Raw genomic sequence first — 24,799 nt, forward strand, 5'->3', positions numbered from 1 at the left:
AATGCGGGTCTGGGCAGGCGTCGCGCCTGCCTTTGGCGGTTCGGTCACCGCACCCTGCGGCTGGCGATCACCAAGCCAGCGACGCAGCGCCGTCTCGCCAATACCCAGCCCTCGTGCTGCCTTGGTGACCGTATAACCTTGTTGCAGTACCAGATTAACTGCATCTTCCTTGAACTGCGGCGAGAATTCCCTTCGTCCCATCGAACACCTCTCTGTTGGCTAGAAGTCTACCTTTTGAGGTGTCCAGGATCATTGGACCACTACAGCACCTACTTTTCTTTGCCGCCGCAAAGAAAAGTAGGCAAAAGAAAGCGGCTAACACCGCCAGTTCTTCTTCCTGCCTGAGGGCCCCCACAGGGTCTTACGCTTCACACGGCAATCACGTGACCCATGTTCGTTGCCGACGCTCTTGCGCTGCGCCTCACCCGCTTCACGCACCCGCGCTACTCCATGCCGTGCCAGGTATTCCACGGCCGCCCAGGTGGCAAACTGTGTGTAGGTTGTCGCGTCGTATAGCTTGGCGCTCTTACAGCGTGGAACGCCTGCGCTATCCGTCCGAAGTGAGGCATGTGAGGCACCACGGCCTACACACAGTTTGCCACCTGGGCGGCACATACCATTCGCTGCCGCTTGCCCGGGTAAGCGTGTTCGAAGCGGGTGAGGCGTTCGTTCGAAGCGATGGCAACCAGCACCGACCAGGGCACTGTCGTGTGAAGCGTGGGGACGTTGGGGGCCCGTGGATAAGAACAAGGGCTGGCGGTGTTAGCCGCTTTCTTTTGCCTACTTTTCTTTGCGGCGGCAAAGAAAAGTAGGTGCCGCCCCGCACAGGGGCGACGCCTGAAGCGCGCTAACAATTCGCGGATGCCAGCGCAAAGCCAAATAAACCAAACAGCGTGCGCAGCAAAACACCGCCTCGCGAAGGGATAAAAAATCAAACCGCAGGCGCCATCACCCCTCGCCGCACACGAAAAACCAGAAAAATCAGAAAAACAAAAAAATCAAAACCCACTCAACACGAGTTTCCCAATCGCCCGCCCCTCCTCCAGCATCTGATGCGCGCGCCGCAAATTCCCCGCATTGATCTTGCCAAGATCCTCACCCACAGTCGTCCGCAATGTCCCAGCATCAATCAACCGCGCAACCTCAGTCAGCAGCTTATGCTGCTCAATCATATCGGGCGTCCCGAACATCGACCGCGTGAACATGAACTCCCAATGAAACGCGGCGCTCTTCGCCTTCAGAAGCTCAACGGGAACAGGCCTCGCATTCTCGACAATCGTCGCAATCCCGCCCTGCGGCTTGATCACCGCAGCAGCCGCCGGAAAATGCCGATCAGTGTCGTTGAACATCAATACATAATCGACCTGCTCAAAACCGATCTGCTTCAACTGCGCAGGCATATCGCCAAAATGATCGACGATATGATCCGCGCCCAGCTCCTTCGCCCATTTCGCCGATTCCGGCCGCGACGCCGTCGCGATCACGGTCAGCTTCGCCAGTTGCTTCGCAAGCTGAATGCCAATCGAGCCAACCCCGCCCGCGCCGCCGATAATCAGCACCGACTTGCCCGCATCCACGCCCTGCGGTGACACGCCAAGCCGGTCGAACAACGCTTCCCACGCGGTGATCGCCGTCAGCGGCAGCGCTGCCGCATGCGTGAAATCGAGCGTCGCGGGCTTGCGGCCGACAATGCGCTCATCAACCAGATGAAACTCGCTGTTCGCGCCCGGCCGCGTGATGCTGCCCGCATAGAACACAGGATCGCCCACCTTGAACAAGGTCACGTCCGGCCCAACGGCTTCGACCGTGCCCGCCGCGTCCCAGCCGAGCACGCGCGGCGTCTTCTCGACCGTCTCCTTCGGCGCGCGCACCTTGGTATCCACCGGGTTCACGGAAATCGCCTCCACCTTCACGAGAATGTCGTGGCCGGCCGGCTGTGGTTTATCGAGTTCGATGTCGACGAGCGACTCGGGGTTGTCGATGGGGAGATAACGGGTCAGGCCAATAGCTTTCATGACAGCTCCTTGATTCGTTTGACGTTTTTCCAGAGATTTCGAAGACAACGGCGGGCAACGCATCTGAAACACCGCGCCAATCGCGTTGACTCAACTGTAGGAAATTCTTTACGCTGCGAAAACCAACATAATGACTGAAACATCTTCTGGAATTTCCGAATAATCAATGGATCCGATTCCCCAGGCGTCACCCGATGAACGCGACCGCCTCGATCTGCTCGACGTCGCGCTGTTCGTGCGCGCCGCGTTGCTCGCCAACGTATCCGCGGCGGGACGCGAGTTCGGGTTGTCACCCGCCGTCGCGAGCGCCCGTATCGCCAGTCTCGAACGACTGCTGGGCGCGCGACTGCTGCACCGGACCACGCGCCGCGTCAGCCTCACGCAGGAAGGCGAAGTCTTCATGACGCGCGCCGAAACGCTGCTCGACGCGGCCGCCGCCGCGCGCGCGTCAGTTGGACGCGGCCAGGCCGAGCCGCAGGGACGGCTGCGCGTGTCGATGCCGTCGTCGTTCGGGCGGCAGCATGTGTCGCCGGTGATTGCGCAGTTTCTGCGCCGCTATCCGGGCGTGAGCGTCGATCTGCGGCTCACCGACAAGATCGTCGATCTCGTCGATGCCGGCGTCGATGTCGGCATCCGGCTGGGCGCGCTGAAGGACTCGACGCTCATCGCGCGGCGGCTCGCGGCGAACCGGCGCGTGATCTGTTGCGCCCCGTCGTATCTGAAGGAGCACGGCACGCCGCATCATCCGTCCGATCTCGCGCAGCACGAATGCGTGATCCTCTCCGATCAGCGCGACTGGTCGTTCGTCACGCCAGCGGGACCGTTGACCGTGCGCGTCGGCGGCCGCCTGGCGACGGATAACGGCGAAGTGATCCGCGACGCGTTGCTGGCGGGATTCGGCATCGCGTTGAAATCGACGTGGGATGTCGCGCCATATTTGCGCAGCGGCGAACTGGTGACGGTGCTCGACGCGTATCCACTCGGAGAAACGGTCGCGATCTGGGCTGTCTATCCGTCGCGCGCGTTCGTACCGCCGAAAACGGTCGCGTTCATCGACTTCCTCGCCGCGCATTTCGGTGATCCGCCCTACTGGGACATCGAGCGGGACCGCGAGGCGAGCTAAGGCGCGCTACCGTAATGTCGTTGCCGTGCCCGTTGCGCGCGTATCGGTTTGCGGATCAGCGGCGCTTGCCTGTTTCGGCGGAATTCTCGTTGGCCTGCGCGTCGTTCTGTGTGCGTTCCTGATACTCGTCGCCGCCGCGCCGGTCGGTATCTTCGAGCCCGCGTTCCAGATCGCGATGCGCCTGCTTGCCGACGCCGCGCGGCTCGTGCTCCTGCTGCGAATCCGTGCTCTGATCTGCTTCATGCGGCAACGGCGCAGCCTGCTCGTTGAACGGACGTTTCAGCACGTTGGACTGATCGTTGCCTTCGGGGCGCGCGGTCTGCGCTTCGTGCTCGTCGCCCGTCGCATGTTGTTGCGATGTCTTCATGATCCTCTCCCTGATGTGCTCACGATGACGCTGATGCGTCTCGTGCTTTGCCGCTCGCTCCGTGCAAGCAGCGGTCAATCGTGCTCCGCCATATCCAGCCTACGCCGCATGGCGGCCGTGATGCGCTGCTTCGTCTTCGCGTAGCCGGCCCACGGGTCACTTTTCAGCGCGTCGAGCCGCTCGTGCAGATTCGCGATGTTCCATTGATCGCCCGCCGTCGTGCCGGGCACTTCGTCCCATGCGAGCGGCACCGATACGCCCAGCCCCGGCCGCGCGCGCAGCGAAAATGCGCAGACGGTGCTCGACCCACGGTTGTTGCGCAGATAGTCGACAAAAATCTTGCCCTGCCGATTCTGCGCGCCCATCTTCGCGGCAAAGTGCTTCGGCAGCGCCGCCGCCATGTGCTGCGCGACGGCTTGCGTGAACGCCTTCACCTCGTCCCAGCCGAGCTGCTTCGCGATCGGCACGACGACGTGCAGTCCCTTGCCGCCGCTCGTCTTGCAAAACGACGCGAGGCCAAGTTCTTCGAGCAGCTCGCGCGTGAGCTGCGCCGCTTCGATCATCCGCTTCCAGTCGAGCGCCGGGTCCGGGTCGAGATCGAACACCATGCGGTCGGGTTTCTCGATGTTCGCGGCCACGGCGTTCCATGTATGCAATTCGATCGTGCCCATCTGTGCGGCGCCGACCAGCGCCGCTTCGCTTTCGATAGTCAGCAGTGGTGGATGGTCCGGGTCCAGCCCGGGATGCTGCGTGATGTTCGGAATCGCGAGCTTCTGGCTGTGTTTCTGAAAGAACAGTTCGCCGCCGATATCCTCCGGTGCGCGCACGAGCGCGACCGGGCGATCCTTTAGAAACGGCAGCATCCACGACGCAACCGACGCGTAGTATTCGGCGAGTTCAATCTTGCGCGCGCCGGTGCTCTTGTCGATCACGCGGTCCGGGTGCGAAATGCGCACGCCGGAAATCGTCACGGTGGCTGTCTTGCTCGTCGATTTCGTGGCCGCCTTGCCTCGCGATTCCACGCCGCTTGTCTTCGCGCGCTTCGTTGCGGGCGTTGGCTCGACATCCGCAGTCTTCGACGCGCGCTTTTTCGCCGTCGATGTCTTCGCCTGACCGGCGTTCATCTCTTCCGTCATCTGTTGCACGTCGGCTCCTTTGCTTGGCGCTTCGTGGACGATCTGCTTCGCGGGCTTGTCGCTGCGCAAGCTGACGAACGATGCCTGCCGCACGACGCCGTCGCTCGTCCATTCCGCGAAGTTGCATTCGGCGACGAGTTCCGGCTTCACCCAATGCACGGGCGTCCGGCTTCGTTCGCGCGGCTCGCTTGCGAACGGCATTTTCTCTGTTTCGCGCGCGTCGAGTTCTTTCTTGATCGAACGCAGTTTGGCCGCGTCGAAACCCGTGCCGACGCGCCCCGCGTATTGCAGCTTGCCCTTCGTGTCGTAGACGCCCAGCAGCAGCGCGCCGAATGCCTCGCGGCTGCCCGCCGGTTCCGAATAACCGCCGATCACGAATTCCTGGCGGCGCCGGCACTTGAGCTTGATCCACGCAGGCGAGCGGCCCGACACGTAATAGCTGTCGCGCCGCTTGCCGATGATGCCTTCGAGTTGCATGTCGCATGCGCTCTTCAGCAACTGGTCCGCGTCGAAACCGAAGTCCTCGGAAAAGCGCAGCGTGTCGTCGTCGACGGTTTCGAGCAGCGCGTGCAGGATCGCGCGCCGCTGTTCGAGCGGCACGCCGCGCAGGTCGTAGCCGTTCAGATACGGCAGATCGAACAGATACAACGTGATGTCCTGCGGCCGCTGTGCGTCGAATGCGTTTTGCAGCGCCTGGAAGTTCGGCACGCCGTTGCTGTCGAGCACGACCGCCTCGCCGTCGAGCCACGCGCTATCCAGTCCGATGCGCGCGATCGCCTTGACTTGCTTGCTGAACTTCGCGGTCCAGTCGTTGCCTGCGCGCGTGAAGATCTTCACCGAATCTTTCGACGCGTGATCGATGCGCGCCAGCACACGGTAGCCGTCGAATTTGATCTCGTAGACCCAATCGTCGCCAGCGGGCGCGTTGTCGACGAGCATCGCCAGATGCGGCTTGAGCGCGGCGGGAAGCTTTGCCTTGACCGCCCCTTCTATCGACGGATGACTGGCCAGTTCGCGAAGCGATTCGGCATTGCGCGTCGCGACGATGTCGGGGCGGTCGGCGGGCGTGCCTTTGGATCTGCGTGATGCGGCGGCTTTCGTCGCCTTGATCGATGCGTTGGCGCGCTCCTCTTTGCTCTTCGATTTGCCTGCGGCGGCTTTGCCGGAGCTGCTTGTGCCGTTCATGCCGCCGCGCGCGCCCGGCGCATCCGACAGCACGCTGCCCTGCCGCTCTTCGAGCACGTCGAAATCGGCTTCGCTGCGCGCGTCGTCGTCGCGTTCCTTGATGAGCAGCCACTGTTCCTTGTCGCCGCTGCCGCGCATGTGGCTGCGCACCAGCGTCCACCCGCCGTGCAGCTTCTCGCCGTTCAGGTGGAATTTGAGCTTGCCTGCCTTGTATGCGTCGCGCGCGCCCGCTTCGCCGCCGGTCGGTTCCCACGTGCCGCGATCCCAGACGATCACCGAGCCCGCGCCGTAGTTGCCTTCGGGAATCGAGCCTTCGAACGAACCGTATTCGAGCGGGTGATCTTCGACATGCACGGCAAGCCGCTTGACGGACGGATCGAGGCTCGGTCCTTTCGGCACAGCCCAGGATTTGAGCGTGCCGTCGAGTTCAAGACGGAAGTCGTAGTGCAGGCGTCGCGCGTCGTGTTCCTGGATCACGAACGACAAGCTGTGCTGCTTCGTGGTCTTTCTTGCGGCTGTCGTTGTAACCTTCGCACGCTTCGCGCGCGCAGCGGTCCCCGACGGCTCCGGCGTTACATCGAAGCGGCGCTTGCGCTGATAGGTATCGAGCTTGTCGGCCATGATCGGTGTGCGCTTTGCGTTGCGTGGGCTTCGTCAGCAGCGCGATCCGTGATCAGGCTGCGCGGCGCTTGCGCGCAGCCGCGCTTGTGGTTTTGCGCGCGGTTGTCTTCGCGGTTGCCCCCGTCGCGCGGCGCGCCGCTTTCTTCGCGGGCGCGCGTCGTTTCGCGGGTGCCTCGTCTTCGTCGTCCGTGTCATCGCTGATCGCTGCGCGCGTGGCGGTCTTGCCCTTGCCGCCGCGTCCGAGGCTGCGCTTCAGCAGATCCGACAAGTCGAGAATATCCGCCGACCGAGGCGCTTCGCGCGGCGTTTCGATATCCATCACTTCTTCCGTCTTGCCGGCCTGCACCTTCTTGTCGACCAGCGCGAGGATGTCGTCGCGGAACGTGTCTTTGTATTCGGAAGGGTCCCATGTGTCGCTCATGTCGGCGATCAGTTTTTTCGCCATGTCCAGCTCGCGAGACGTCACGCCGGATTTCTTCGCGCTTTCGTCAGGCACCTTGAATTCGTCGAATGGACGTACTTCCGAGGCCCAGCGCAGCGTGTTGAGCGCGAGCATCGGACCGACAGGAATCAGCGCGGCCAGATGCTGCTTGTTGTGCATCACGACATTCGCGACGCCGATCTTGCCCGTCGCCTTCATCGCATCGCGCAACAACGCGTACACCTTCTCGCCCTTGCGGTCGGGCGTGAGGTAGTACGGTGTTTCGAGATAGAGAAACGGGATATCGGGAGCGTCAACGAACGCAAGGATGTCGACGGTCTGCGTCGACTCGGGATTCGCCGCGCGAATTTCCTCGTCGGTCAACACGACGTAGCGATCTTTCTCGTACTCGTAGCCCCGCACGATGTTCTCGCGCGTCACTTCCTTTCCCGTGCGCTTGTTGATCTGCCGATAGCCTATGGGATCGATCGAGCGCTTGTCGAGCAGGTTGAAGCCGACTTTTTCGGACTTGGTTGCCGGATACAGTTGCACCGGCACATGGACGAGACCGAAGCTGATCGCGCCTTTCCAGATCATATGAGCCATCGCGCGCTCCCGGAAGTTGAACTCCATGCGAAGCAGCAAGCGTGCCCAGCGCCGATGCGGGCCGCTATCCACGCCGCGCTATGCCACCAAGGGACGGTCGCAGCTACGCGACGCAATCCCGCTGTAAGTCTTGCCTCAGAGGCGGAAAAAGCTACGGATGCCGGAACACCGCTTTCCAGTCTGCGCTATCGGCCCGCAGATTTCACTCGACCGTACACGGCACGGCCGCATAGCCACGAAAGCGCACACGCCCGCCGCGCGTCGGCTCGCCGCTGATTCGATATGAAGGAAAGCGCCGCACAAAGCGTCCAATGGCGATGCGCGCTTCGAGGCGCGCAAGCGACAGTCCCGCGCATTGATGAATGCCGAAGCCGAATGCGAGATGCCGGTTCGGCGTGCGACGGATGTCGAAGCGGTCCGGTTGCGCAAACTGTTCGGGATCACGGTTCGCCGCGCCGATGCACAGCGTGACGGGCGTGCCCGCCGCCACCAGCACGCCGCCGATTTCCGTATCGAGCATCGTCATCCGGTTGCCGAGCTGGTTCGAACTCTCGAAGCGCAAGCATTCCTCTACGGCGCTTTCGATCAGCGCCGGCTCGCGCAGCAACGCATCGCGTTCGTCCGTCCATTCGCTCAACGTGACGAGGCCGTAGCCGATCAGATTGGTCGTCGTTTCATGGCCGGCGTTCAGGATGAAGATGCAGTTCTGCAGCAGTTCGACTTCGGACAACTGCTCGCCGCCCTCGCCCTTTTCGCCTTGGATCAGGCGTGTGAGCACGTCGTGCTGCGGGTCGCCAGGCGCGGCGCGGCGTCGCGCGACGAGATCCTTCAGATACGCGACGAATTCCGTCACCGCGCGATTGCCGCGCTCATGTTGCGCCGGCGTGAGCGAAGGTTCGAGCGCGCCGAGAATTGCAAGCGACCAGTCGCGCAACGGCTCGCGTTCGTCGCGCGGCACGTCGAGCAGATTGCCGATCACTTCGACGGGAATCGCCGCCGCGAAGTCGGCGATCAGATCGATCTCGCCGCGCTCCGCCGCATGATCGAGCAAGCCGTCGACGAGACGCACCAGCCCGTCCTCCATCGCGGCAATCGCGCGCGCTGTCAACGCGCCTGCGATCAGCTTGCGCACGCGCGTATGCAGCGGCGGATCGTTGAAGACGAGGCTCGTCGTGTGATGCTCGAAGAGCGGCGTGGCGCCGTACTTCGGTGCGAACTCGACTTTCTTGTCGGAACTGAACGTTTTCGGATCGCGATAGACGGCCTGCACGTCGCGATAGCGCGTGAGGAAGAGCGAGCCGTCCGGCATGCGCTTGACGGGCTCGTGCGTGCGCAGCGCGTGATAGACGGGATACGGGTCCGCGTGAAACGACGCGTCGAGGTGTCGCAAATCGAACTGGCGGGCGATGTCGGCATCGTTCGACGTCGCGTTGGACGGGTGCATGGGTGTCTCCTTTTTGATCTTCGCCGCGAGCGCGGCTGAATGTTTTGAGCCTTCAGTATGAACCATGCCGACGGCGTATCGCTTGCAGGGCGTGACGTCGATGCGCGTCACGCCCGCCTCGTTATGTTACGACTTCGCTGGGAACGGCACGAACGCCTTGCTGCAATCGACAGGCGACACCTGCGCGTCCGCCGCGCGCGTCAATGTCACCCCGCTGCCCGCCTGCAACGGCAACGTCGTGCCGCCTTCGCCAATCGAGAACTGTGCGTCCGCAACGGTCATGCTGAGCGGCGTCACATCCGCGACGACGTTGTTCAGCGAGATCAGCAACGGACTGACCACAGGCGGACTCGGGAATCCAACCGTTCCCGCCGACCAGCCGGAGCCGAGCAGAACCGGACTCGCCGAATTGAAGCCCTGGAACGTGTAGTTCGATGCGTTCACGATGCGTATGCCGTCGAGCGCGATACCTTGCAGGTTCGGATACAACCCGAGGCTTTTCGTGGGACTGTAGTACGGCGAGAAAATCAGCGCCTGCGGGTTCGACGTCTGGTTGCCGGTGCGAATGCACACATTCGAATAACGGATGTTCGACACGAGGCCGCCGCGGCTCCAGTCGGACTTGATGCGCAAGCCATTGTCCGCGCCGTCGATAGTCAGGTCATACACGTTCACGTTGCTCACGCTCGGGTACACGCCGCCCACGGGCGTCACGTCCGCGTTGGCCACGCCGTTGTCCGAGCCCGCCGACTCGCTGCCGATCGACATCCCATGCCCTTCGTAAAAGTGGCTGTGCGCGACGGTGATGTTGTACGTGCGGCCGTTGACGGGCGCGGTGCCGCCCTTGATCGCCATGTTGTCGTCGCCCGTGCGGATCGATGTGTACGCGATCAGCATGTTGCTCGCGTCGCCTGTGAGCTTGCCCGGGTTGCCCGGATTGCTCGTGATCGGCCCGGAACTCGCGGGGTCGATGCCGTCGGTGTTCTTTGCGTTGACGGTGCTGTACGGCACGCCTTTGTAGTTGTTCATCGCCTCGTAGGCGGCCGTCGGCGTGTAAATCTTGACGCCCCATGCAGTGAAACCCTGCACACCGCTCGGCACGACGTGAAACTTCGGCGCGTTCTGCAACGTCACCCGATACAGCGTGAAATTGCTGCCATTGTTGATCTGGATGAGACGCGGGTTGTTCTGCGACTTGTTCTGCACAACGTTCGCCTCATAGCCGATGTCCCACCAGCTCATCGCGGAGCCATCGGGGCGCTTGAGCAGATTGGGATCGTCGCGCACGCTGCTGACAAGCTGGCTGCCGCCGCGCCCGTCGATTGTGCCGTCGCCGACTACCGCGCTGTTGCTCGTCTTGGCGGCCGTGATCAGCGCGTTGCAGCCGTTGTCACTGGCAGTGATCAGGCCGCAGCTCGCCGTGCCCTGGGTCTTGTCGAACTGGCGCGGATCGCGCGATGCGAACAAGGTCACGCGCCTGTCGATCCACAGCGTGACCCCGCTCGGCAGATTCAGCGGGCCGGACAGGAACGCGTTCGCCCCATTCGCGCCCGACGTCAGACGCACGACCTTGTTCGTCGAAAGGCCTGTGCTCGCGGCGTTCGCGCATGCCGTCAGCGCGGCCTGGATGCGCGTGGTGTCGGGGGCCGTGTTGGCAGTGTCGGCGCTTTCGGGCAGCAGGCCGTTCGCCTGCGCTGTCAGTGTGGCGGGCAACGTCTGACAGATTTGTGCGGACGTCGGCAACGTCGGTTCGGGTGGCAGTGCGGCATCGAATGTAGCCGTGCCGACCTGGAAGCCTGGCGCGGGCGTGCCGCTTGCATCGCTGGCGGGGGCTGTGTCGGAGGCAGGCGTGGCGTCGGAGGCCGGCTGATCGGGTGTCGTAGCGCTGGCGTCACTTGCGCTGGAAGCAGCAGCGGGCGCAACGGCGCCGTTGTTGTCCACGTTGCCGCCCGATACGTCCGACGCGGCCGGCCCCGACCCACCGCCGCAGGCCGTGAGAATCAGCGCCGTCGACAGCGACGCAAGCCACGCCGAGGGCGCTCGCGCGGGTCGTGTCGGCGTCGATGCAAGATGTTTGATGCGAGTGTTCATGATCGCTCTGTTTTCCCTGGAATTTTCTAAGTCGTGCAATCGCGTCAGCAGACTTCCGACAGGCGCATCACCTTCGCCCGTCATCTGACAAGCCGTGCCATTTGCCGAGATGTTGTCAAACAACGCAGAGAATATTAGCGATCCGAATCAATAAAAAGCCATGTGGTAAACCCCGCTTGGTCCATCCATTCATTCCGTAGTACCAAGTATTATTAGCGGGATATTTATGAGATAACCTCGACCACTACGATCGCGTTCCTTGAAACTAAAACGCACTACGCGTCGATACCATCTGCAAGACGCACCACCCTCGCCTGCGCGGCCGCGTCGCACGGAACCGTTACAATGGGCGTTTCCCGTGCTTTCTTGCTGCTGCCCATTTCCCGCGTCGACATGAATCTCGTCATCCAAAGCCTCACGCCGCTTGCCGCCGAACATCACAAGCCGCTCGTCGCGCTGTCGCGCGGCTCGAAACTGTCCGTCATCGATCCGAGCGCGGTGCGCATCGAAAACGCCGACCTCGGGCAGCGCGCCGACCTCGACGTCTACTGCGGAACGCATGCGCTCGACTACGCGTTCGTCGAAGCGGGCCGACGTTTGACCGACTTCGGCCTCGTCGCCATGGACATGGATTCGACGCTGATCACGATCGAATGCATCGATGAAATCGCGGATTTTTGCGGCCTGAAGGCGGAAGTGGCGGCGATCACGGAAGCGTCGATGCGCGGCGAGATCAAGGACTTCAACGAGAGCCTGACGCGCCGCGTCGCGCTGCTGAAAGGCCTCGACGCAAGCGCGCTCGAAAAGGTCTACGAGCAACGTCTGCAACTGTCGCCCGGCGCAGAAAAGATGCTGGCGGGCGCAAAGGCGGCGGGCATGAAGACGCTGCTGGTATCGGGCGGCTTTACCTTCTTCACCGAGAAGCTCCGGGCGCGTCTCGGTCTCGATTTCACGCGCGCCAACACGCTGGAAATCGTCGACGGCAAGCTGACGGGCCGTGTGCTCGGCGAGATCGTCAACGCCGACGTGAAGGCGCGCACGCTGCGCGAAGCCTGCGACAAGCTCGGCATCGAGCCGACCCGCGCGATCGCGATGGGCGATGGATCGAACGATCTGAAGATGATGGCGGCGGCTGGCCTGTCCGTTGCGTTCCGCGCGAAGCCGGTTGTGCGCGACGCGGCGAGCGTCGCATTCAATCACGTCGGACTGGATGGACTGTTGCGGCTTTTCTGACCGGACGAAAACAAAAAAGGCCCGCTCGAAACCGAGCGGGCCTTTTTGCTTCTGGCTCGACGAAGCGCTACGAGCGCTTCACGCGCGACAGGTTCAACCCAGAGCGACGAGGCAACGCTCGATATCCGCGCGCAGATCCGCTTCGTCTTCGAGACCGACGTAGAACCGCACCAGCGTGCCGCGATGCGGCCATTGCGATTCGGTGCGCATCGACGCGACGTTGTACGGCATCGCCAGACTTTGCGCTCCGCCCCAGCTCCAGCCGAGCGAGAACAGTTCCAGCGATTCGCAGAACCTGTCGATCTGTTCCGGCGTATAGCGCGCGTCGAACACGACCGAGAACAGCCCGCCCGCGCCCGTGAAGTCGCGTTCGTAGAATTCATGGCCGGGACAATCGGGCAAGGCCGGATGCAGCACCACGGCGATTTCCGGGCGCGTCTTCAGCCACTTCGCGAGTTCGAGCGCGCTTTTATCGTGCTGCTCGAAACGCACTTTCATCGACGGCAGGCTGCGCAGGATCAGCGAGCAATCGTCCGCCGACACGCCGATGCCCATGCGCATGCGCGCCAGCTTCAGCTTCAGATGCAGATCGCGGTCGACGGTGATCGTCGCGCCCATCAGCACGTCGCTGCCGCCCGACTGGTACTTCGTGAGCGCCTGCATCGAAATATCGACGCCGTGATCGAACGGACGGAACGACAGACCCGCCGACCACGTATTGTCGATCGCCGTGACGACGCCGCGCGCGCGGGCCACGGCCGTGATCGCGGGAATGTCGGACACTTCCATCGTCACCGAGCCTGGCGCTTCGAGCCAGATGAGCTTCGTGTTCGGCTGGATCAGGTCGGCGATGCCCGCGCCGATCATCGGATCGTAGTAGCGCGCGGTGATGCCGAAGTCCTTCGCGAGCCACTCGGCGTGATCGCGGTTCGGCGAGTAGACGTTGTCGGGAATCAGCACGTCGTCGCCCGATTTCATCAGGCCGAAGTACACATTCGAAATCGACGACAGCCCCGACGGCTGCAACAGCGCATGGTTGCCGCCTTCGAGGGCAGCAAGGCGCTGCGCGAGGGCGATCGACGTCGGCGTAGCGTGCAAGCCGTAGCGCCATTGGGCGTCGTTGCGCCAGTCGAGCGCGCGCATCGCCGCGAGGTCCGGAAAAACGACCGTCGAGGCGCGCGCGACGGGCACCGAGAACGATTCCCAACCGGGCGTCAGCTGATCGGACGGCTGGACGATGCGGGTCTGCAAGCCGTGCTTCGGAGTCTTTTGAGTCATGGTCAAAGAAAGTTGGATTCGTCAGTGATGCGCGCGGCGCCTATTCGCCGATCGTCAGATTGTTCACGCCGTTGACGGGCTGGCCGCCGGTGCGCGGCTGCGCGGGTTGCTGCGTTGGCTGTTGTGTCGGCTTCTGAGCCCGAACGGGCGCGGCCGACGGCGCTTTCTGCCCCGCTGCGAGCGGCCGCAACGAAAATTCCAGCGGATTGGAATCGTCGACGTTCATCCGTTCGCCTTCGATCGAGCCATCGGCGGCGAACTTGCCGACCCAGTTGCCCGTAATATGCGTGCCGTCATTCGACTCTTCGACTTCGAGCGTGTCGCCGTCGCGGTCGCCCGCAATCAGGATCACTTCGCCCGTGTCGGCGAACTGATATTCGCCGTGTACGCCGGAGGGATCGTCGGTTTTCGCGCCCAGCCGCAGCACGATCTGGCGCGTGCCGAGCGTGCCCGCGTACTGCGGAAACTTCGCGAACTCGGGGCTGGGCTTGAGCGGCAGCTGGATCGGCGGCGGCGCCGCCAGTGCCTTGACGGCGTCGCTTTCCGCGTGCGTCGCGACGGGCATCGCCGCCGCGACAGCCAATGCCGCAGCCGCGATCATCGCGGGCCACGACGCCCTGTGTTTCGACCTGGTTTCCTGCATCCGTTGTTTCCTTTCAACCGGCTTGATGGCGTTTTGCTAACGCCTGATACCTCGATAACCCGCTTCGACCGGTTATACCGCAAGTTCGTTCAGAGACGGGGCGGCGGAACACCACGTCGCCGCCGCCCCGTCCCGTCTCCCGAACGGATCAGATCCGCTCGAAGATCGCTGCAATGCCCTGCCCGCCGCCGATGCACATCGTCACGAGCGCATAACGGCCACCGATACGCTGCAACTCGTACAGCGCCTTGACGGTGATGAGCGCGCCCGTCGCGCCGATCGGATGACCGAGCGAAATGCCCGAGCCGTTCGGGTTCACCTTCGCGGGATCGAGGCCCAGCTCCTTGCTGACGGCGCAGGCTTGCGCCGCAAACGCTTCGTTCCCTTCGATCACGTCGAGATCGCCGACCTTCAGGCCGGCGCGCTCCAGCGCCTTCTGCGTCGCCGGCACGGGGCCGATGCCCATGTAGTTCGGGTCGACGCCCGCATGCGCGTACGCGACCAGCCGGCCGAGCGGCTTCGCGCCGCGCTTCTCGGCGACGCTGCGCTCCATCAGCACGACGGCCGCTGCCGCGTCGTTGATGCCCGAGGCATTGCCTGCCGTGACCGTACCGTTTTCTTTCGCGAACACGGCCTTCAGTTTTGCGAAGTCGTCGGCCGTCGCGTTCATGCGGACGTGCTCGTCCGTGTCGAAGACGGTGTCGCCTTTCTTCGACGCGATCGTGATGGGGAGAATCTGTTCCTTGAAGTAGCCGCTTTCGATCGCCTTCGCCGCGCGGCGGTGCGATTCGAGCGCGAGCGCGTCCTGCACGTCGCGCGAGATGTCGTACTTCTTCGCGACGTTCTCGGCGGTTACGCCCATGTGGATCGACTGAAACGGGTCGTGCAGCGCGCCGAGCATCATATCGACGATGCTCGCGTTGCCCATGCGTTGGCCGAAACGCGCCGACGGCATGATGTACGGCGCGCGGCTCATGCTTTCCGCGCCGCCGCCGATCGCGATATCCGCGTCGCCGAGCAACACGGATTGCGCCGCCGATACGATTGCCTGCAGGCCCGAGCCGCACAACCGGTTCACGGTCAGCGCGGGCGCATGCTGCGCGACGCCACCGTTGAGCGCCGCGACACGCGCGAGGTACATGTCCTTCGGCTCGGTATGGATGACGTTGCCGAACACGACATGGCCGACTTCGTCGCCGGAAACGCTTGCACGCGACAACGCCTCGCGCACCACGCGCGCGCCGAGATCCGTCGGCGCGAAATCCTTGAGGCTGCCGCCGAAGTCGCCGATTGCCGTGCGCACGCCGCTCACTACCACCACTTCACGTTGCATCGCTTGCTCCTCTCTGTTGTCTCAGATGAATGTCATGCGCTTCGTTGAAGACGCGCATGACCTTGCCTTGCTGAACATACCCGAGTTGCCGGATTTCCGCGCTGAATCTGACGCCATTGTGCTGCGGTGCTGGCGAACTTCGCGCTTCAGTGTGCGCTCAGGCGCCGAGAAGCTGTTCGACCGTCGCGCGATCGGGAATCGGCGCGACGGCGCCGAAGCCTTGCGTCGACAGCGCCGCCGCGACGTTCGCGTAGCGCGCCGCCTGGAAGGGATCGTCGCCCGCAGCAATGCGCGCGATGAATGCGCCGCCGAAGCAGTCGCCCGCGCCCGTCGCATCGACGGCGTTGACGACGTGACCGGGCACGACGCGGCGCTCGTCAGGCGTCGCGATATACGAGCCTTCCTTGCCGAGTTTCAGCGCGACGACGCGCGGCCCTTGGGCGAGCAGAAAATCGACGATGTCGTCGCGTTCCGTGAGGCCCGTCAGTTCTGTGACGTCGTCCCAGCTGGGCAGGCAGATATCCGTCTGGCGGATCGCTTCGAGCATCACGGCGCGCGCCCGCGCGAGCGGCCACAGCTTGAGGCGCAAGTTCGTGTCGAAGCTCACGAGCACCTTGTTCGCGCGCGCGTGCGTGATCGCGGCGAGCGCGGCATCGCAGGCGCTCACGCTAATCGCGAGACTGATGCCGGACAGATGGATGACCTTCGCGGCGGCGATCGCGTCGAGCGGCAGATCGCGCGGCGCGTAGCGGCTCGCTGCCGAACCCGCGCGCAGATAGTCGAACTGATGACCGGACGGACCGTGCGACACGAAGTACACGCCCGTCGGCGCCTGATCGTCGACGCGCACGAGCGAGGTATCGACCTGCTCGCGCTGCCACAGATCGAGGAGCAAACGCCCGAACGGGTCATTGCCGACAGCCGATACGAAACCCGTCGACGCGCCCTGCCGCGCGGCCGCGATGCAGAAGTTCGACGTGTCGCCGCCGAAGCCTTGCAGGTACGTGGGCTGGTCTTTGCCGGACTGGTTGAATTCGACCATTGCCTCGCCTAGCGCGAGGATGGACGGTGTGTTCGAGAGCATCACTTAGACCTCGCCCCACAGATCGTGGCCGTCGGCACCCGTGATCTTCACCGACACGAAATCGCCGACCTTGTAGCGCTTCGACGCCTTGGTCGCGGGCGCGATATAGACCACGCCGTCGATCTCCGGCGCATCCGCCGCCGTGCGGCCGATGCCGCCATCGGCATTGATTTCGTCGACCAGCACCTTCAGCGTCTTGCCGACCTTGCGCGCGATGCGCTTCGCCGATACTTCTTCCGCTACTTCCATAAAGCGCGCGCGGCGCGCCTCGCGGACTTCGTCGGGCAGCGCGCCGTCGAGCTCATTGGCACCCGCGCCTTCGACGGGCGAATATGCGAAGCAGCCGACGCGATCCAGTTCCGCCTCGCGGATGAAGTCGAGCAGCGTTTCGAACTGCTCTTCCGTCTCGCCGGGGAAACCCGCGATAAACGTGCTGCGGATGGTCAGGTCCGGGCAGATTTCGCGCCATGCGCGCACGCGCTCGATCACTTTCTCGGCGTTTGCAGGACGCTTCATGCGCTTGAGCACTTCGGGATGCGCATGCTGGAACGGCACGTCGAGATACGGCAGCACGTGGCCCTTCAGCGGGCCTTCCGCCATCATCGGAATTACTTCGTCGACGCTCGGATACGGATACACGTAATGCAGACGCACCCACGCGCCGTACTGCGCGGCGAGTTCGCCGAGCGCGCCGACGAGGTCCGTCATGCGCGTCTTGATCGGCTTGCCGTTCCAGAAGCCGGTGCGGTATTTGACGTCGACGCCGTACGCGCTCGTGTCCTGCGAGATCACGAGCAGTTCCTTCACGCCCGACTTGAACAGGTTCTCCGCTTCGAGCATGACTTCCGCGACGGGACGCGACACGAGGTCGCCACGCATCGACGGGATGATGCAGAACGTGCAGCGGTGGTTACAGCCTTCGGAAATCTTCAGATACGCATAGTGACGCGGCGTGAGCTTGACGCCCGCGGCGGGCACGAGATCGACGAACGGATCGTGCGGTTTCGGCAGATGGCTATGCACGGCCTGCATCACTTCGCCAAGCGCATGCGGGCCCGTCACGGCGAGCACCTTCGGATGCACTTCCTCGATCAGATTCGAGCCGCTCGCGCTCTGCTTCGCGCCGAGGCAGCCGGTGACGATCACTTTGCCGTTTTCCGTGAGCGCTTCGCCGATGGCATCGAGGCTTTCCTGGACGGCTTCGTCGATAAAGCCGCAGGTGTTGACGACGACGAGGTCCGCGCCGTCATAGGTGCCGGAGATTTCGTAGCCCTCCGCGCGCAGTTGCGTGATGATCTGTTCGGAGTCGACGAGGGCTTTCGGGCATCCGAGGGAAACGAACCCGACCTTCGGAATCGAAGCGGTCGGCGCGGTGGGGGTCGAAGTCTGCGACATAGAGAATGGTCCGGCGAGAGCGATGAGTGACGCGATATAGGAGGGCTTGGGCGTGCAGCCCGGGCGCCGGAATCGCGGCAAACGTGGGCGCACCGTGCGACGGTGCCCTCGTGGCGAGGACCGTCGCGAAATGGGGCCATGTGGATCTTGTGGGAAGTCGGTTGGGCCCGCGCAAGCAACCTCGGATTATACCGTGAGAGGGATGTGCAAGCGGTGCTCGACGGGCCGGAAGCATGATGCGGCGCTAACTCAAGCGACGGGGGCAGTGATCCGCACAGAGACAGACTGCAGTCTATCGCCGTAGCGCCCGGCAGGAATCGCTATGCAGCGCGTTCCCAACTCAGGTTGAAAATGGTCGGTCGCAGGCTGGACCTTGACGGGCGGGACGACGAATAATGCCGCCGACGAACGCCTCTCGTGATGATCGACGACGCCGATGCTCCACCGCGTATCTGACTTGAACTGAAGTTGCTTCAGGCGCTTTGCATATCGCCGGCGAATGACCAGATCGCGACCATTGACGTGGACGCCTGTCACGCGCCCGAAGCAGTACGCCGACGAGGCCATCGGAAACAGAAGCGCACTTGACAGGACGTCTGTCAATTGAAGTCCAACGTGGTTATTGCTGATCCCGAACGTGGGCAATTCAAGCAGGCGGTCGAATGGATCGCCCCTGGCACGGTACTTCTGCGTGAAGATGGAATGCGCGACCTGATCGTTCAGTTGCGTCGTCCGGAAATCCGCCACCATGAGGCCGCGCGCCCTCCGTTGTTCAAGGAAAGATTGAAACCCGCTACACGCGTATTGGACCGAGCGCGTGTAAGTTTCACGCGCCCTGAACGGGGTAGCGATACCTTTGATCCGGACTGTACCTAGAACGTGGCATTGAAAATTCTCAAGCAGGGCCAACGTCTCGTCGATGAATCTGAACTCGGTCCTGGCTTGATGACCGCGCTTTCGAATTGCCCTTCGCAAGTCGGACCCTTTGATCTCTTCGCGGACATCATCAAGCGGATGGGGTGATTTAAATAAACCGGGGAAATATGTCCGCTTTAATGTCAGAAAGTCGCGCGTTATATCAGCAAGCGCCTCCTGATGGATTATCAGGCCGGCAATGACGAGCAATGGTTGAATATTGGTTTTTCCTGCTGGAAGAGGAGCGCTGCATCCTGCTTCGTCGATATAGCAGATATATGACAATGCGACCTCCTCGCAAAATGAAAACAGCCGCTTGAGCGGCTGTTTGGCGGCCTTGGGCCGTATTTGTCGCCGAGGATTATCCCCGTTCGACGAGCGATTCAAGCTAGGCCTGAACGTGAAATGATATTAAATGCGCCGCGTTACTTATGTCAACATCAGAGATTCTGAAAATTCAACACAGAAAATTAGGAGATTCCATTAAGCGAAGATGAACACCGAATAAATCACGAACACTAATCTTTGCGCCCAAAAATTCTCAAACCCGTCTTATTAATTTCGGATTAGTTGGATATTTGTGCCGGTAAATATTATTCAATCAAATGGACAAGACGCAGCCCGTGCCACCGGAAGGCGGGCGAATCCGACGCGTCCGCTCCCGAGAGTCACGCATGGGACGGAACAAGCCGGAAACCAGCGCCGTCTGCAACGAAGACACTTCCACAGCGACTGGCCGCCCGGCGCGATGCCGGGCGATCTCTTGCCGCTTTCGTTCCCTCGAACGACGCTCTTCGCCCTACTTCTTCTCCGGCTCCGGATTCCCTTGCGGCGTCGGCTGCGTAAACGGGAACGTGCTGAACATCGTCTTCGCCTGGTTCTGCATCTGCTCCTGCATCTGCACGAACATGTTTTTCGACTGCTCGATATAGCTGGTCATCATCCCCTGCATCATCGGGGCTTGCATGTTCATGAACTGCGACCAGACCTCCGGATTCATCGTCTTGCCCTCGTACAGGCCCTTCGACTGATCCGCGAGTTTGCTCTGAATGTCGATGAACGCCTGGATATTCTTTTCCAGGTACGTGCCCATCATGCCCTGCATCGCGTGCCCGTAGAAACGGATGATCTGCGACAGCATGATCGACGAGAACATCGGCAGGCCACCGCTCTCCTCTTCGAGAATGATCTGAAGCAGGATGCTGCGCGTCAGGTCTTCGTTGCTCTTGGCATCGATGACCTTGAAATCCTCCTGATCCAGCACGAGCTGCTTCACATCGGTCAACGTGATGTAAGTGCTGGTCTCTGTATCGTACAGTCGACGGTTCGGATATTTCTTAATGAGTCGTTCGGCTGTTTTCTTTGTAGTAGTGGTCATGTAACGCCTTTGAGCGCGAATGAAGCGCAGAAACGGCGTCCTGTCGCACGCACAGCGAAACGCTGCGCGTACGAGACGCCGCCAGAAACATCTGAACCATGTAACGTCCCGCTTCGTTCTCGCTGCGACAAAACAGGACGCTCACGGATCAGCCCATATGCAGGCCGCCGTTCAGCGAGAAGTCAGCCCCCGTCGAGAAGCCCGACTCGTCCGACGCCAGCCATGCAACGATCGACCCGATTTCATCCGGCGTGCCCAGACGGCGCACCGGAATCGTTGCGACGATCTTTTCCAGCACATCGGCGCGAATCGATTTCACCATGTCCGTGCCGATGTAGCCCGGCGAAACGGTGTTGACCGTCACGCCCTTGGTGGCCACTTCCTGCGCGAGCGCCATCGTGAAACCGTGAATCCCCGCCTTCGCGGTCGAATAGTTCGTTTGACCGAACTGGCCCTTCTGGCCGTTCACCGACGAGATGTTGATCACGCGGCCAAAGCCACGCTCGACCATGCCGTCGATCACCTGTTTCGTCACGTTGAAAAGGCTGGTCAGGTTCGTGTCGATCACGGCCGTCCAGTCTTCATGCGTCATCTTGCGGAACACGACGTCGCGCGTTATGCCCGCATTGTTCACCAGTATGTCGATTTCACCGACCTCGGCCTTGACCTTGTCGAACGCGAGCTTGGTCGACTCCCAGTCGCCCACGTTGCCTTCCGACGCAATGAAGTCGAAGCCCAACGCCTTCTGATCTTCGAGCCACTTGACGCGACGCGGGGAATTCGGGCCGCAGCCTGCGACCACCTTGTAGCCATCCTTCAGCAGACGCTGGCAAATGCTCGTGCCGATGCCACCCATGCCGCCCGTTACGTACGCAATTCGTTGTGACATAACACACACTCCATTATCGTTTTACGAGACGCCAGCCGCCTCGTGCTTCGCCTTCCAATATCCGATGCGTTCGGCGCGTTCGATGCAGCCAACCGCGCCAAAGTATCGGACCACGCCGCGCCGCCAGTCGCCGTTGGCGACACCGGCACGCGCGGCGGCCTCCTTGTGAAACGACCGCTTACGGACGCTCGAGCGCGAGCGCCACGCCCATACCGCCGCCGATACACAGCGACGCGAGGCCCTTCTTCGCATCGCGTTTCTGCATTTCGTGCAGCAGCGTGACGAGAATCCGGGCACCGGACGCGCCGATCGGGTGGCCGATCGCGATCGCGCCGCCGTTCACGTTGACCTTCGACGTGTCCCAGCCCATCTGCTTGTGTACGGCCAGCGCCTGCGCCGCGAATGCCTCGTTGATTTCCATCAGGTCGAGGTCGTTCACGCCCCAGCCCGCACGCTCCAGACAACGGCGCGATGCCGGCACCGGGCCCATGCCCATCACCTTCGGATCGACGCCCGCGTTCGCGTACGCCTTGATGCGCGCGAGCGGCGTGAGACCCAGCGCCTCAGCCTTCTTCGCCGACATCACGACAACCGCCGCCGCGCCGTCGTTCAGCCCCGACGCGTTCGCCGCCGTCACGGTGCCTTCCTTCGAGAAGGCCGGCTTCAGACCCGCCAGCGCTTCGGCCGTGACGCCGTGGCGCACGAATTCATCCGTTGCGAACGACAGCGGATCACCCTTACGCTGCGGAATCTGGATCGGCACGATTTCATCATCGAAGCGACCGGCCTTCTGTGCGGCTTCCGCCTTATTCTGCGAAAGCGCCGCGAACTTGTCCTGGTCTTCGCGCGAAATGCCGTATTCCTTCGCGACGTTCTCAGCCGTCACGCCCATGTGGTACTGGTTGTACACGTCCCACAGGCCGTCGACGATCATGCTGTCAATCAGCTTGGCGTCGCCCATGCGGAAGCCATCGCGCGAGCCCGGCAACACGTGCGGCGCCGCGCTCATGTTTTCCTGGCCGCCCGCGATGACGATGTCCGCGTCGCCCGCGATGATCGCGTTGGCGGCCAGCATCACGGCCTTCAGGCCCGAGCCGCACACCTTGTTGATGGTCATGCCGGGCACTGCCATCGGCAGACCGGCCTTGATCAGCGACTGACGCGCCGGGTTCTGCCCAGAACCCGCCGTCAGCACCTGACCCAGGATGACTTCGCTAATCTGCTCGGGCTTGAGGCCCGAGCGCTCCAGCACGGCGCGAATCACCGTGGCGCCAAGTTCCGGCGCCGCAATCTTCGCCAGCGACCCACCGAATTTGCCGACAGCCGTGCGGGCCGCCGATACGATCACTACGTCAGTCATTTTCGTTTCCTTCGGGGCTGCGGCGACATGCTCCACAGTACCCCGTCAAAAGTTGTTAATCCGGTCAAGTCAGCATTACTGCGATACAGCGTCTGTCTCACTCCATCCGTCGTCACTCGTTATCCGTCAGGCGGAGGTCGCTCTTTTGACTTCGACGGCGACCCTATGCGAATGATTCGGCACCCGAACGATTATTCGCGCTCCTGCACGTAGCGACCAGGCGCGGGTTCGATCACCGGGAACTCGGCCGAGCCCGCTTGCGCCGCGGGCTTCACCTTCTTGCCAGCGAACTGGTCGAGCCAGCTCGTCCATTCGGGCCACCAGCTGCCAGGCGTTTCCGTTGCGCTTTCGAGCCAGTCGGCGGGGTTCTCGGGCAGCGTTTTATCGTCGCCCGCTACCGACCAGAAGCTGCGCTTCTTCTTCGACGGCGGATTGATCACGCCGGCGATATGGCCCGACGCGCCGAGCACGAACTTGCGCGGCCCCGTCAGCAGCGGCACCGACGCATACGCCGTTTCCCACGGCACGATGTGGTCTTCGCGCGAGCCGTAGATGAACGTCGGCACGTCGATGCGCGTCAGGTCCACCTTCTCGCCGCACGTGGTCAGCGCGCCCGGTTCGCGCAGCTTGTTTTCCAGATATGTGTTGCGCAGATACCAGCAATACATCGGACCCGGCAGGCTCGTCGAATCGCTGTTCCAGTACAGCAGGTCGAACGGCATCGGCGTGCGGCCCTTCAGGTAGTTGTCGACGACGTAGTTCCACACGAGATCGTTCGGGCGCAGGAACGAAAACGTGTTCGCGAACTCGAGTCCGCGCATCAGGCCTGGCGGCGTACCGTTCTTGCCGCCGATGGTCTGCTCGCGCATCTGCACATGTGCTTCGTCGACGAAGATGTCGAGGATGCCCGTGTCGGCGAAGTCGAGCATCGCCGTGAGCAGCGTCATCGACGCCGCCGGATGCTCGCCGCGCGCCGACGCCACGGCTAGCGCCGTCGCGAGCAACGTGCCGCCGATACAGAAACCGAGCGTGTTGATCTGCTCGCGGCCGCTGATCTGACGCGTGGTTTCGATCGCGGCCAGCACACCGTCGCCGATGTAGTCGTCCCATCCCTTCTCGGCGATCGACTGATCCGCGTTGCGCCACGAAATCAGATACACCTGATGACCCGACTCGACCGCGTGCGCGACGAGCGAGTTCTCAGGTTGAAGGTCGAGGATGTAGTACTTGTTGATGCAAGGCGGCACGATCAGCAGCGGCCGCTCGTACACGGTCGCCGTGCGCGGCTTGTACTGGATCAGCTGCATCAGCTCGTTCTCGAACACGACGGAACCTTCCGACATCGCCAGATTCTTGCCGACGACGAAACGCGATTCGTCGGTCTGCGAGATCTTGCCGCGCTGCATGTCGTTGAGCAGGTTCATCACGCCCTGGCGCAGGCTTTCGCCGTTGCTTTCGAGCAGCGTCTTTTGCGCTTCGGGATTCAGCGCGAAGAAGTTGCTCGGCGAAGCGGCCGCCGTCCATTGCTGCACGGCGAAGCGGATGCGCTCGCGGGTTTTCTGGTCGGTTTCGAGCGCATCGACCAGTTCCTGCAGATAACGCGCGTTCAACAGATACCACGCTGCCGTGTACGCGTAGACGGGCGTCGTCTTCCACGCCTCCGAACTGAAGCGCCGGTCCTTTAGCTCGATACCCGTCGAGCTTGTCTGCGTCGACTGTTGCAGCAACTGCATCGCCTCGCGCGAATAGTCGGACTGCAACTGCTGAAGACGCGTGGACGGGATCGATGCGCTCGGCACCTTCAACCCGGCAAGCTGCTGCGTAAACTGTTGCGCGAGCTGAGGATTGAATGCCTGCCCGAAGAATGCGTTGAACGGCTGGCCTTCGGCCGGACCGTTCGGTTGAGCTTGCGTTTGCGCAAACTGTTTGGCGATTTGCTCGAAGAAGGGATTCGCGAACGGCAGCGAACCGGCCTGCGCCGTCGCCGCTTTCGCGAAGTCGGGCATAGCGGGGACACTAAAAGGATTGCCGTTCGCTGCAGCCTGTGCGCCTATCGAACGCCATGCGTTCATCCAGGCATCGAACCATTGATGGACCCCTGCCGCATCCGCTTGCTGCTGCGTGCGGTCCGACGAGGTGTCCGTGCGAGAAGAAGTCGAGGAAGTTTGAGATGCAGCCATGCCTGCTTTTAACCGAAAGGTCCTCGCGGACGGGTTGAGAGGCAGGTACTTGCGCGGCAGGCGCGAATGGATCGCGACCGCGTTACGCCCTTGCCCGGTGGA

19 protein-coding genes are annotated in these 24,799 nt (G+C 62.5%); 2 read left to right on the forward strand and 17 right to left on the reverse strand.

The window, feature by feature from the left end:
• Positions 1-201, reverse strand: a 201-nt coding sequence (locus tag BLT65_RS40655; protein ID WP_143036658.1) for a transposase, incomplete at its 3' end; no start/stop codon positions are given.
• A gap of 797 nt (positions 202-998) precedes the next feature.
• Entirely contained in the window at positions 999-2,015 is a 1,017-nt protein-coding gene (locus BLT65_RS40660) for a zinc-binding alcohol dehydrogenase family protein (protein WP_091789393.1), read from the reverse strand.
• Positions 2,016-2,181: 166 nt separating this feature from the next.
• Between BLT65_RS40660 and BLT65_RS40665 the strand changes: the two genes are divergently transcribed.
• Entirely contained in the window at positions 2,182-3,138 is a 957-nt protein-coding gene (locus BLT65_RS40665) for a LysR family transcriptional regulator (RefSeq protein ID WP_091789395.1), read from the forward strand.
• Positions 3,139-3,193: 55 nt separating this feature from the next.
• On the opposite strand, the gene BLT65_RS40670 is transcribed toward BLT65_RS40665, so the two are convergent.
• From BLT65_RS40670 to BLT65_RS40690, 5 genes are all read right to left on the reverse strand, one after another.
• Positions 3,194-3,505 (reverse strand): hypothetical protein, encoded by a 312-nt coding sequence (locus tag BLT65_RS40670; RefSeq protein WP_091789398.1) that lies wholly within the window; start codon positions 3,503-3,505, stop codon positions 3,194-3,196.
• Between the two features lie 74 nt (positions 3,506-3,579).
• Positions 3,580-6,447, reverse strand: coding sequence for a DNA ligase D (gene ligD, locus BLT65_RS40675; protein ID WP_091789401.1), 2,868 nt, complete (start codon positions 6,445-6,447; stop codon positions 3,580-3,582).
• Positions 6,448-6,499: 52 nt separating this feature from the next.
• Complete coding sequence (gene ku / locus BLT65_RS40680; RefSeq protein ID WP_091789480.1) at positions 6,500-7,474, reverse strand: non-homologous end joining protein Ku; 975 nt, start codon at positions 7,472-7,474, stop codon at positions 6,500-6,502.
• A gap of 202 nt (positions 7,475-7,676) precedes the next feature.
• Positions 7,677-8,918 (reverse strand): cytochrome P450, encoded by a 1,242-nt coding sequence (locus BLT65_RS40685; protein WP_091789483.1) that lies wholly within the window; start codon positions 8,916-8,918, stop codon positions 7,677-7,679.
• A gap of 126 nt (positions 8,919-9,044) precedes the next feature.
• Positions 9,045-11,009: a glycoside hydrolase family 28 protein gene (locus BLT65_RS40690; RefSeq protein WP_091789404.1), complete on the reverse strand. Its 1,965-nt coding sequence runs from the start codon at positions 11,007-11,009 to the stop codon at positions 9,045-9,047.
• Between the two features lie 393 nt (positions 11,010-11,402).
• On the opposite strand from BLT65_RS40690, the gene serB reads away from it, so the two are divergent.
• Positions 11,403-12,242, forward strand: coding sequence for a phosphoserine phosphatase SerB (serB, locus tag BLT65_RS40695; protein ID WP_091789486.1), 840 nt, complete (start codon positions 11,403-11,405; stop codon positions 12,240-12,242).
• A 93-nt stretch (positions 12,243-12,335) separates the two neighbouring features.
• Here serB and BLT65_RS40700 read toward each other — a convergent pair whose 3' ends face one another.
• From BLT65_RS40700 to phaC, 10 genes are all read right to left on the reverse strand, one after another.
• Positions 12,336-13,520, reverse strand: coding sequence for a cystathionine beta-lyase (locus BLT65_RS40700; RefSeq protein ID WP_042312218.1), 1,185 nt, complete (start codon positions 13,518-13,520; stop codon positions 12,336-12,338).
• 40 nt (positions 13,521-13,560) lie between these two features.
• Positions 13,561-14,163 carry a hypothetical protein gene (locus BLT65_RS40705; RefSeq protein ID WP_091789408.1) on the reverse strand — a complete coding sequence of 201 codons (603 nt, stop codon included), beginning with the start codon at positions 14,161-14,163 and terminating at the stop codon, positions 13,561-13,563.
• 148 nt (positions 14,164-14,311) lie between these two features.
• A complete protein-coding gene (bktB, locus tag BLT65_RS40710; RefSeq protein WP_091789411.1) occupies positions 14,312-15,496 on the reverse strand; it encodes a beta-ketothiolase BktB in 1,185 nt (394 codons plus the stop codon).
• A gap of 157 nt (positions 15,497-15,653) precedes the next feature.
• Positions 15,654-16,580 (reverse strand): sugar kinase, encoded by a 927-nt coding sequence (locus tag BLT65_RS40715; RefSeq protein ID WP_091789489.1) that lies wholly within the window; start codon positions 16,578-16,580, stop codon positions 15,654-15,656.
• A gap of 3 nt (positions 16,581-16,583) precedes the next feature.
• On the reverse strand, positions 16,584-17,975 hold the full coding sequence (gene rimO / locus BLT65_RS40720; protein ID WP_091789414.1) for a 30S ribosomal protein S12 methylthiotransferase RimO: 1,392 nt from the start codon (positions 17,973-17,975) through the stop codon (positions 16,584-16,586).
• 249 nt (positions 17,976-18,224) lie between these two features.
• Positions 18,225-19,277, reverse strand: coding sequence for a DUF3800 domain-containing protein (locus BLT65_RS40725; protein ID WP_244186987.1), 1,053 nt, complete (start codon positions 19,275-19,277; stop codon positions 18,225-18,227).
• A gap of 412 nt (positions 19,278-19,689) precedes the next feature.
• Entirely contained in the window at positions 19,690-20,268 is a 579-nt protein-coding gene (gene phaR, locus BLT65_RS40730) for a polyhydroxyalkanoate synthesis repressor PhaR (RefSeq protein ID WP_007742570.1), read from the reverse strand.
• Between the two features lie 148 nt (positions 20,269-20,416).
• Positions 20,417-21,157, reverse strand: a complete 741-nt coding sequence (locus BLT65_RS40735; RefSeq protein ID WP_091789420.1) for a 3-ketoacyl-ACP reductase — start codon at positions 21,155-21,157, stop codon at positions 20,417-20,419.
• A gap of 178 nt (positions 21,158-21,335) precedes the next feature.
• On the reverse strand, positions 21,336-22,517 hold the full coding sequence (locus BLT65_RS40740) for an acetyl-CoA C-acetyltransferase (RefSeq protein ID WP_007586439.1): 1,182 nt from the start codon (positions 22,515-22,517) through the stop codon (positions 21,336-21,338).
• Positions 22,518-22,708: 191 nt separating this feature from the next.
• Complete coding sequence (gene phaC, locus BLT65_RS40745; RefSeq protein ID WP_208545885.1) at positions 22,709-24,697, reverse strand: class I poly(R)-hydroxyalkanoic acid synthase; 1,989 nt, start codon at positions 24,695-24,697, stop codon at positions 22,709-22,711.
• Positions 24,698-24,799: the final 102 nt, after the last annotated feature.

It is taken from the genome of Paraburkholderia steynii (genome assembly GCF_900100565.1).
Classification (GTDB): Bacteria; Pseudomonadota; Gammaproteobacteria; order Burkholderiales; family Burkholderiaceae; genus Paraburkholderia; species Paraburkholderia terrae.

What these genes read in the sequence shown, in the direction of transcription:
- BLT65_RS40660 (WP_091789393.1), bottom strand. Translation starts at nt 2,015, where the DNA reads ATGAAAGCTATTGGCCTGACCCGTTATCTCCCCATCGACAACCCCGAG.
- BLT65_RS40665 (WP_091789395.1), top strand. Translation starts at nt 2,182, where the DNA reads ATGGATCCGATTCCCCAGGCGTCACCCGATGAACGCGACCGCCTCGAT.
- BLT65_RS40670 (WP_091789398.1), bottom strand. Translation starts at nt 3,505, where the DNA reads ATGAAGACATCGCAACAACATGCGACGGGCGACGAGCACGAAGCGCAG.
- ligD (WP_091789401.1), bottom strand. Translation starts at nt 6,447, where the DNA reads ATGGCCGACAAGCTCGATACCTATCAGCGCAAGCGCCGCTTCGATGTA.
- ku (WP_091789480.1), bottom strand. Translation starts at nt 7,474, where the DNA reads ATGGCTCATATGATCTGGAAAGGCGCGATCAGCTTCGGTCTCGTCCAT.
- BLT65_RS40685 (WP_091789483.1), bottom strand. Translation starts at nt 8,918, where the DNA reads ATGCACCCGTCCAACGCGACGTCGAACGATGCCGACATCGCCCGCCAG.
- BLT65_RS40690 (WP_091789404.1), bottom strand. Translation starts at nt 11,009, where the DNA reads ATGAACACTCGCATCAAACATCTTGCATCGACGCCGACACGACCCGCG.
- serB (WP_091789486.1), top strand. Translation starts at nt 11,403, where the DNA reads ATGAATCTCGTCATCCAAAGCCTCACGCCGCTTGCCGCCGAACATCAC.
- BLT65_RS40700 (WP_042312218.1), bottom strand. Translation starts at nt 13,520, where the DNA reads ATGACTCAAAAGACTCCGAAGCACGGCTTGCAGACCCGCATCGTCCAG.
- BLT65_RS40705 (WP_091789408.1), bottom strand. Translation starts at nt 14,163, where the DNA reads ATGCAGGAAACCAGGTCGAAACACAGGGCGTCGTGGCCCGCGATGATC.
- bktB (WP_091789411.1), bottom strand. Translation starts at nt 15,496, where the DNA reads ATGCAACGTGAAGTGGTGGTAGTGAGCGGCGTGCGCACGGCAATCGGC.
- BLT65_RS40715 (WP_091789489.1), bottom strand. Translation starts at nt 16,580, where the DNA reads ATGCTCTCGAACACACCGTCCATCCTCGCGCTAGGCGAGGCAATGGTC.
- rimO (WP_091789414.1), bottom strand. Translation starts at nt 17,975, where the DNA reads ATGTCGCAGACTTCGACCCCCACCGCGCCGACCGCTTCGATTCCGAAG.
- phaR (WP_007742570.1), bottom strand. Translation starts at nt 20,268, where the DNA reads ATGACCACTACTACAAAGAAAACAGCCGAACGACTCATTAAGAAATAT.
- BLT65_RS40735 (WP_091789420.1), bottom strand. Translation starts at nt 21,157, where the DNA reads ATGTCACAACGAATTGCGTACGTAACGGGCGGCATGGGTGGCATCGGC.
- BLT65_RS40740 (WP_007586439.1), bottom strand. Translation starts at nt 22,517, where the DNA reads ATGACTGACGTAGTGATCGTATCGGCGGCCCGCACGGCTGTCGGCAAA.
- phaC (WP_208545885.1), bottom strand. Translation starts at nt 24,697, where the DNA reads ATGGCTGCATCTCAAACTTCCTCGACTTCTTCTCGCACGGACACCTCG.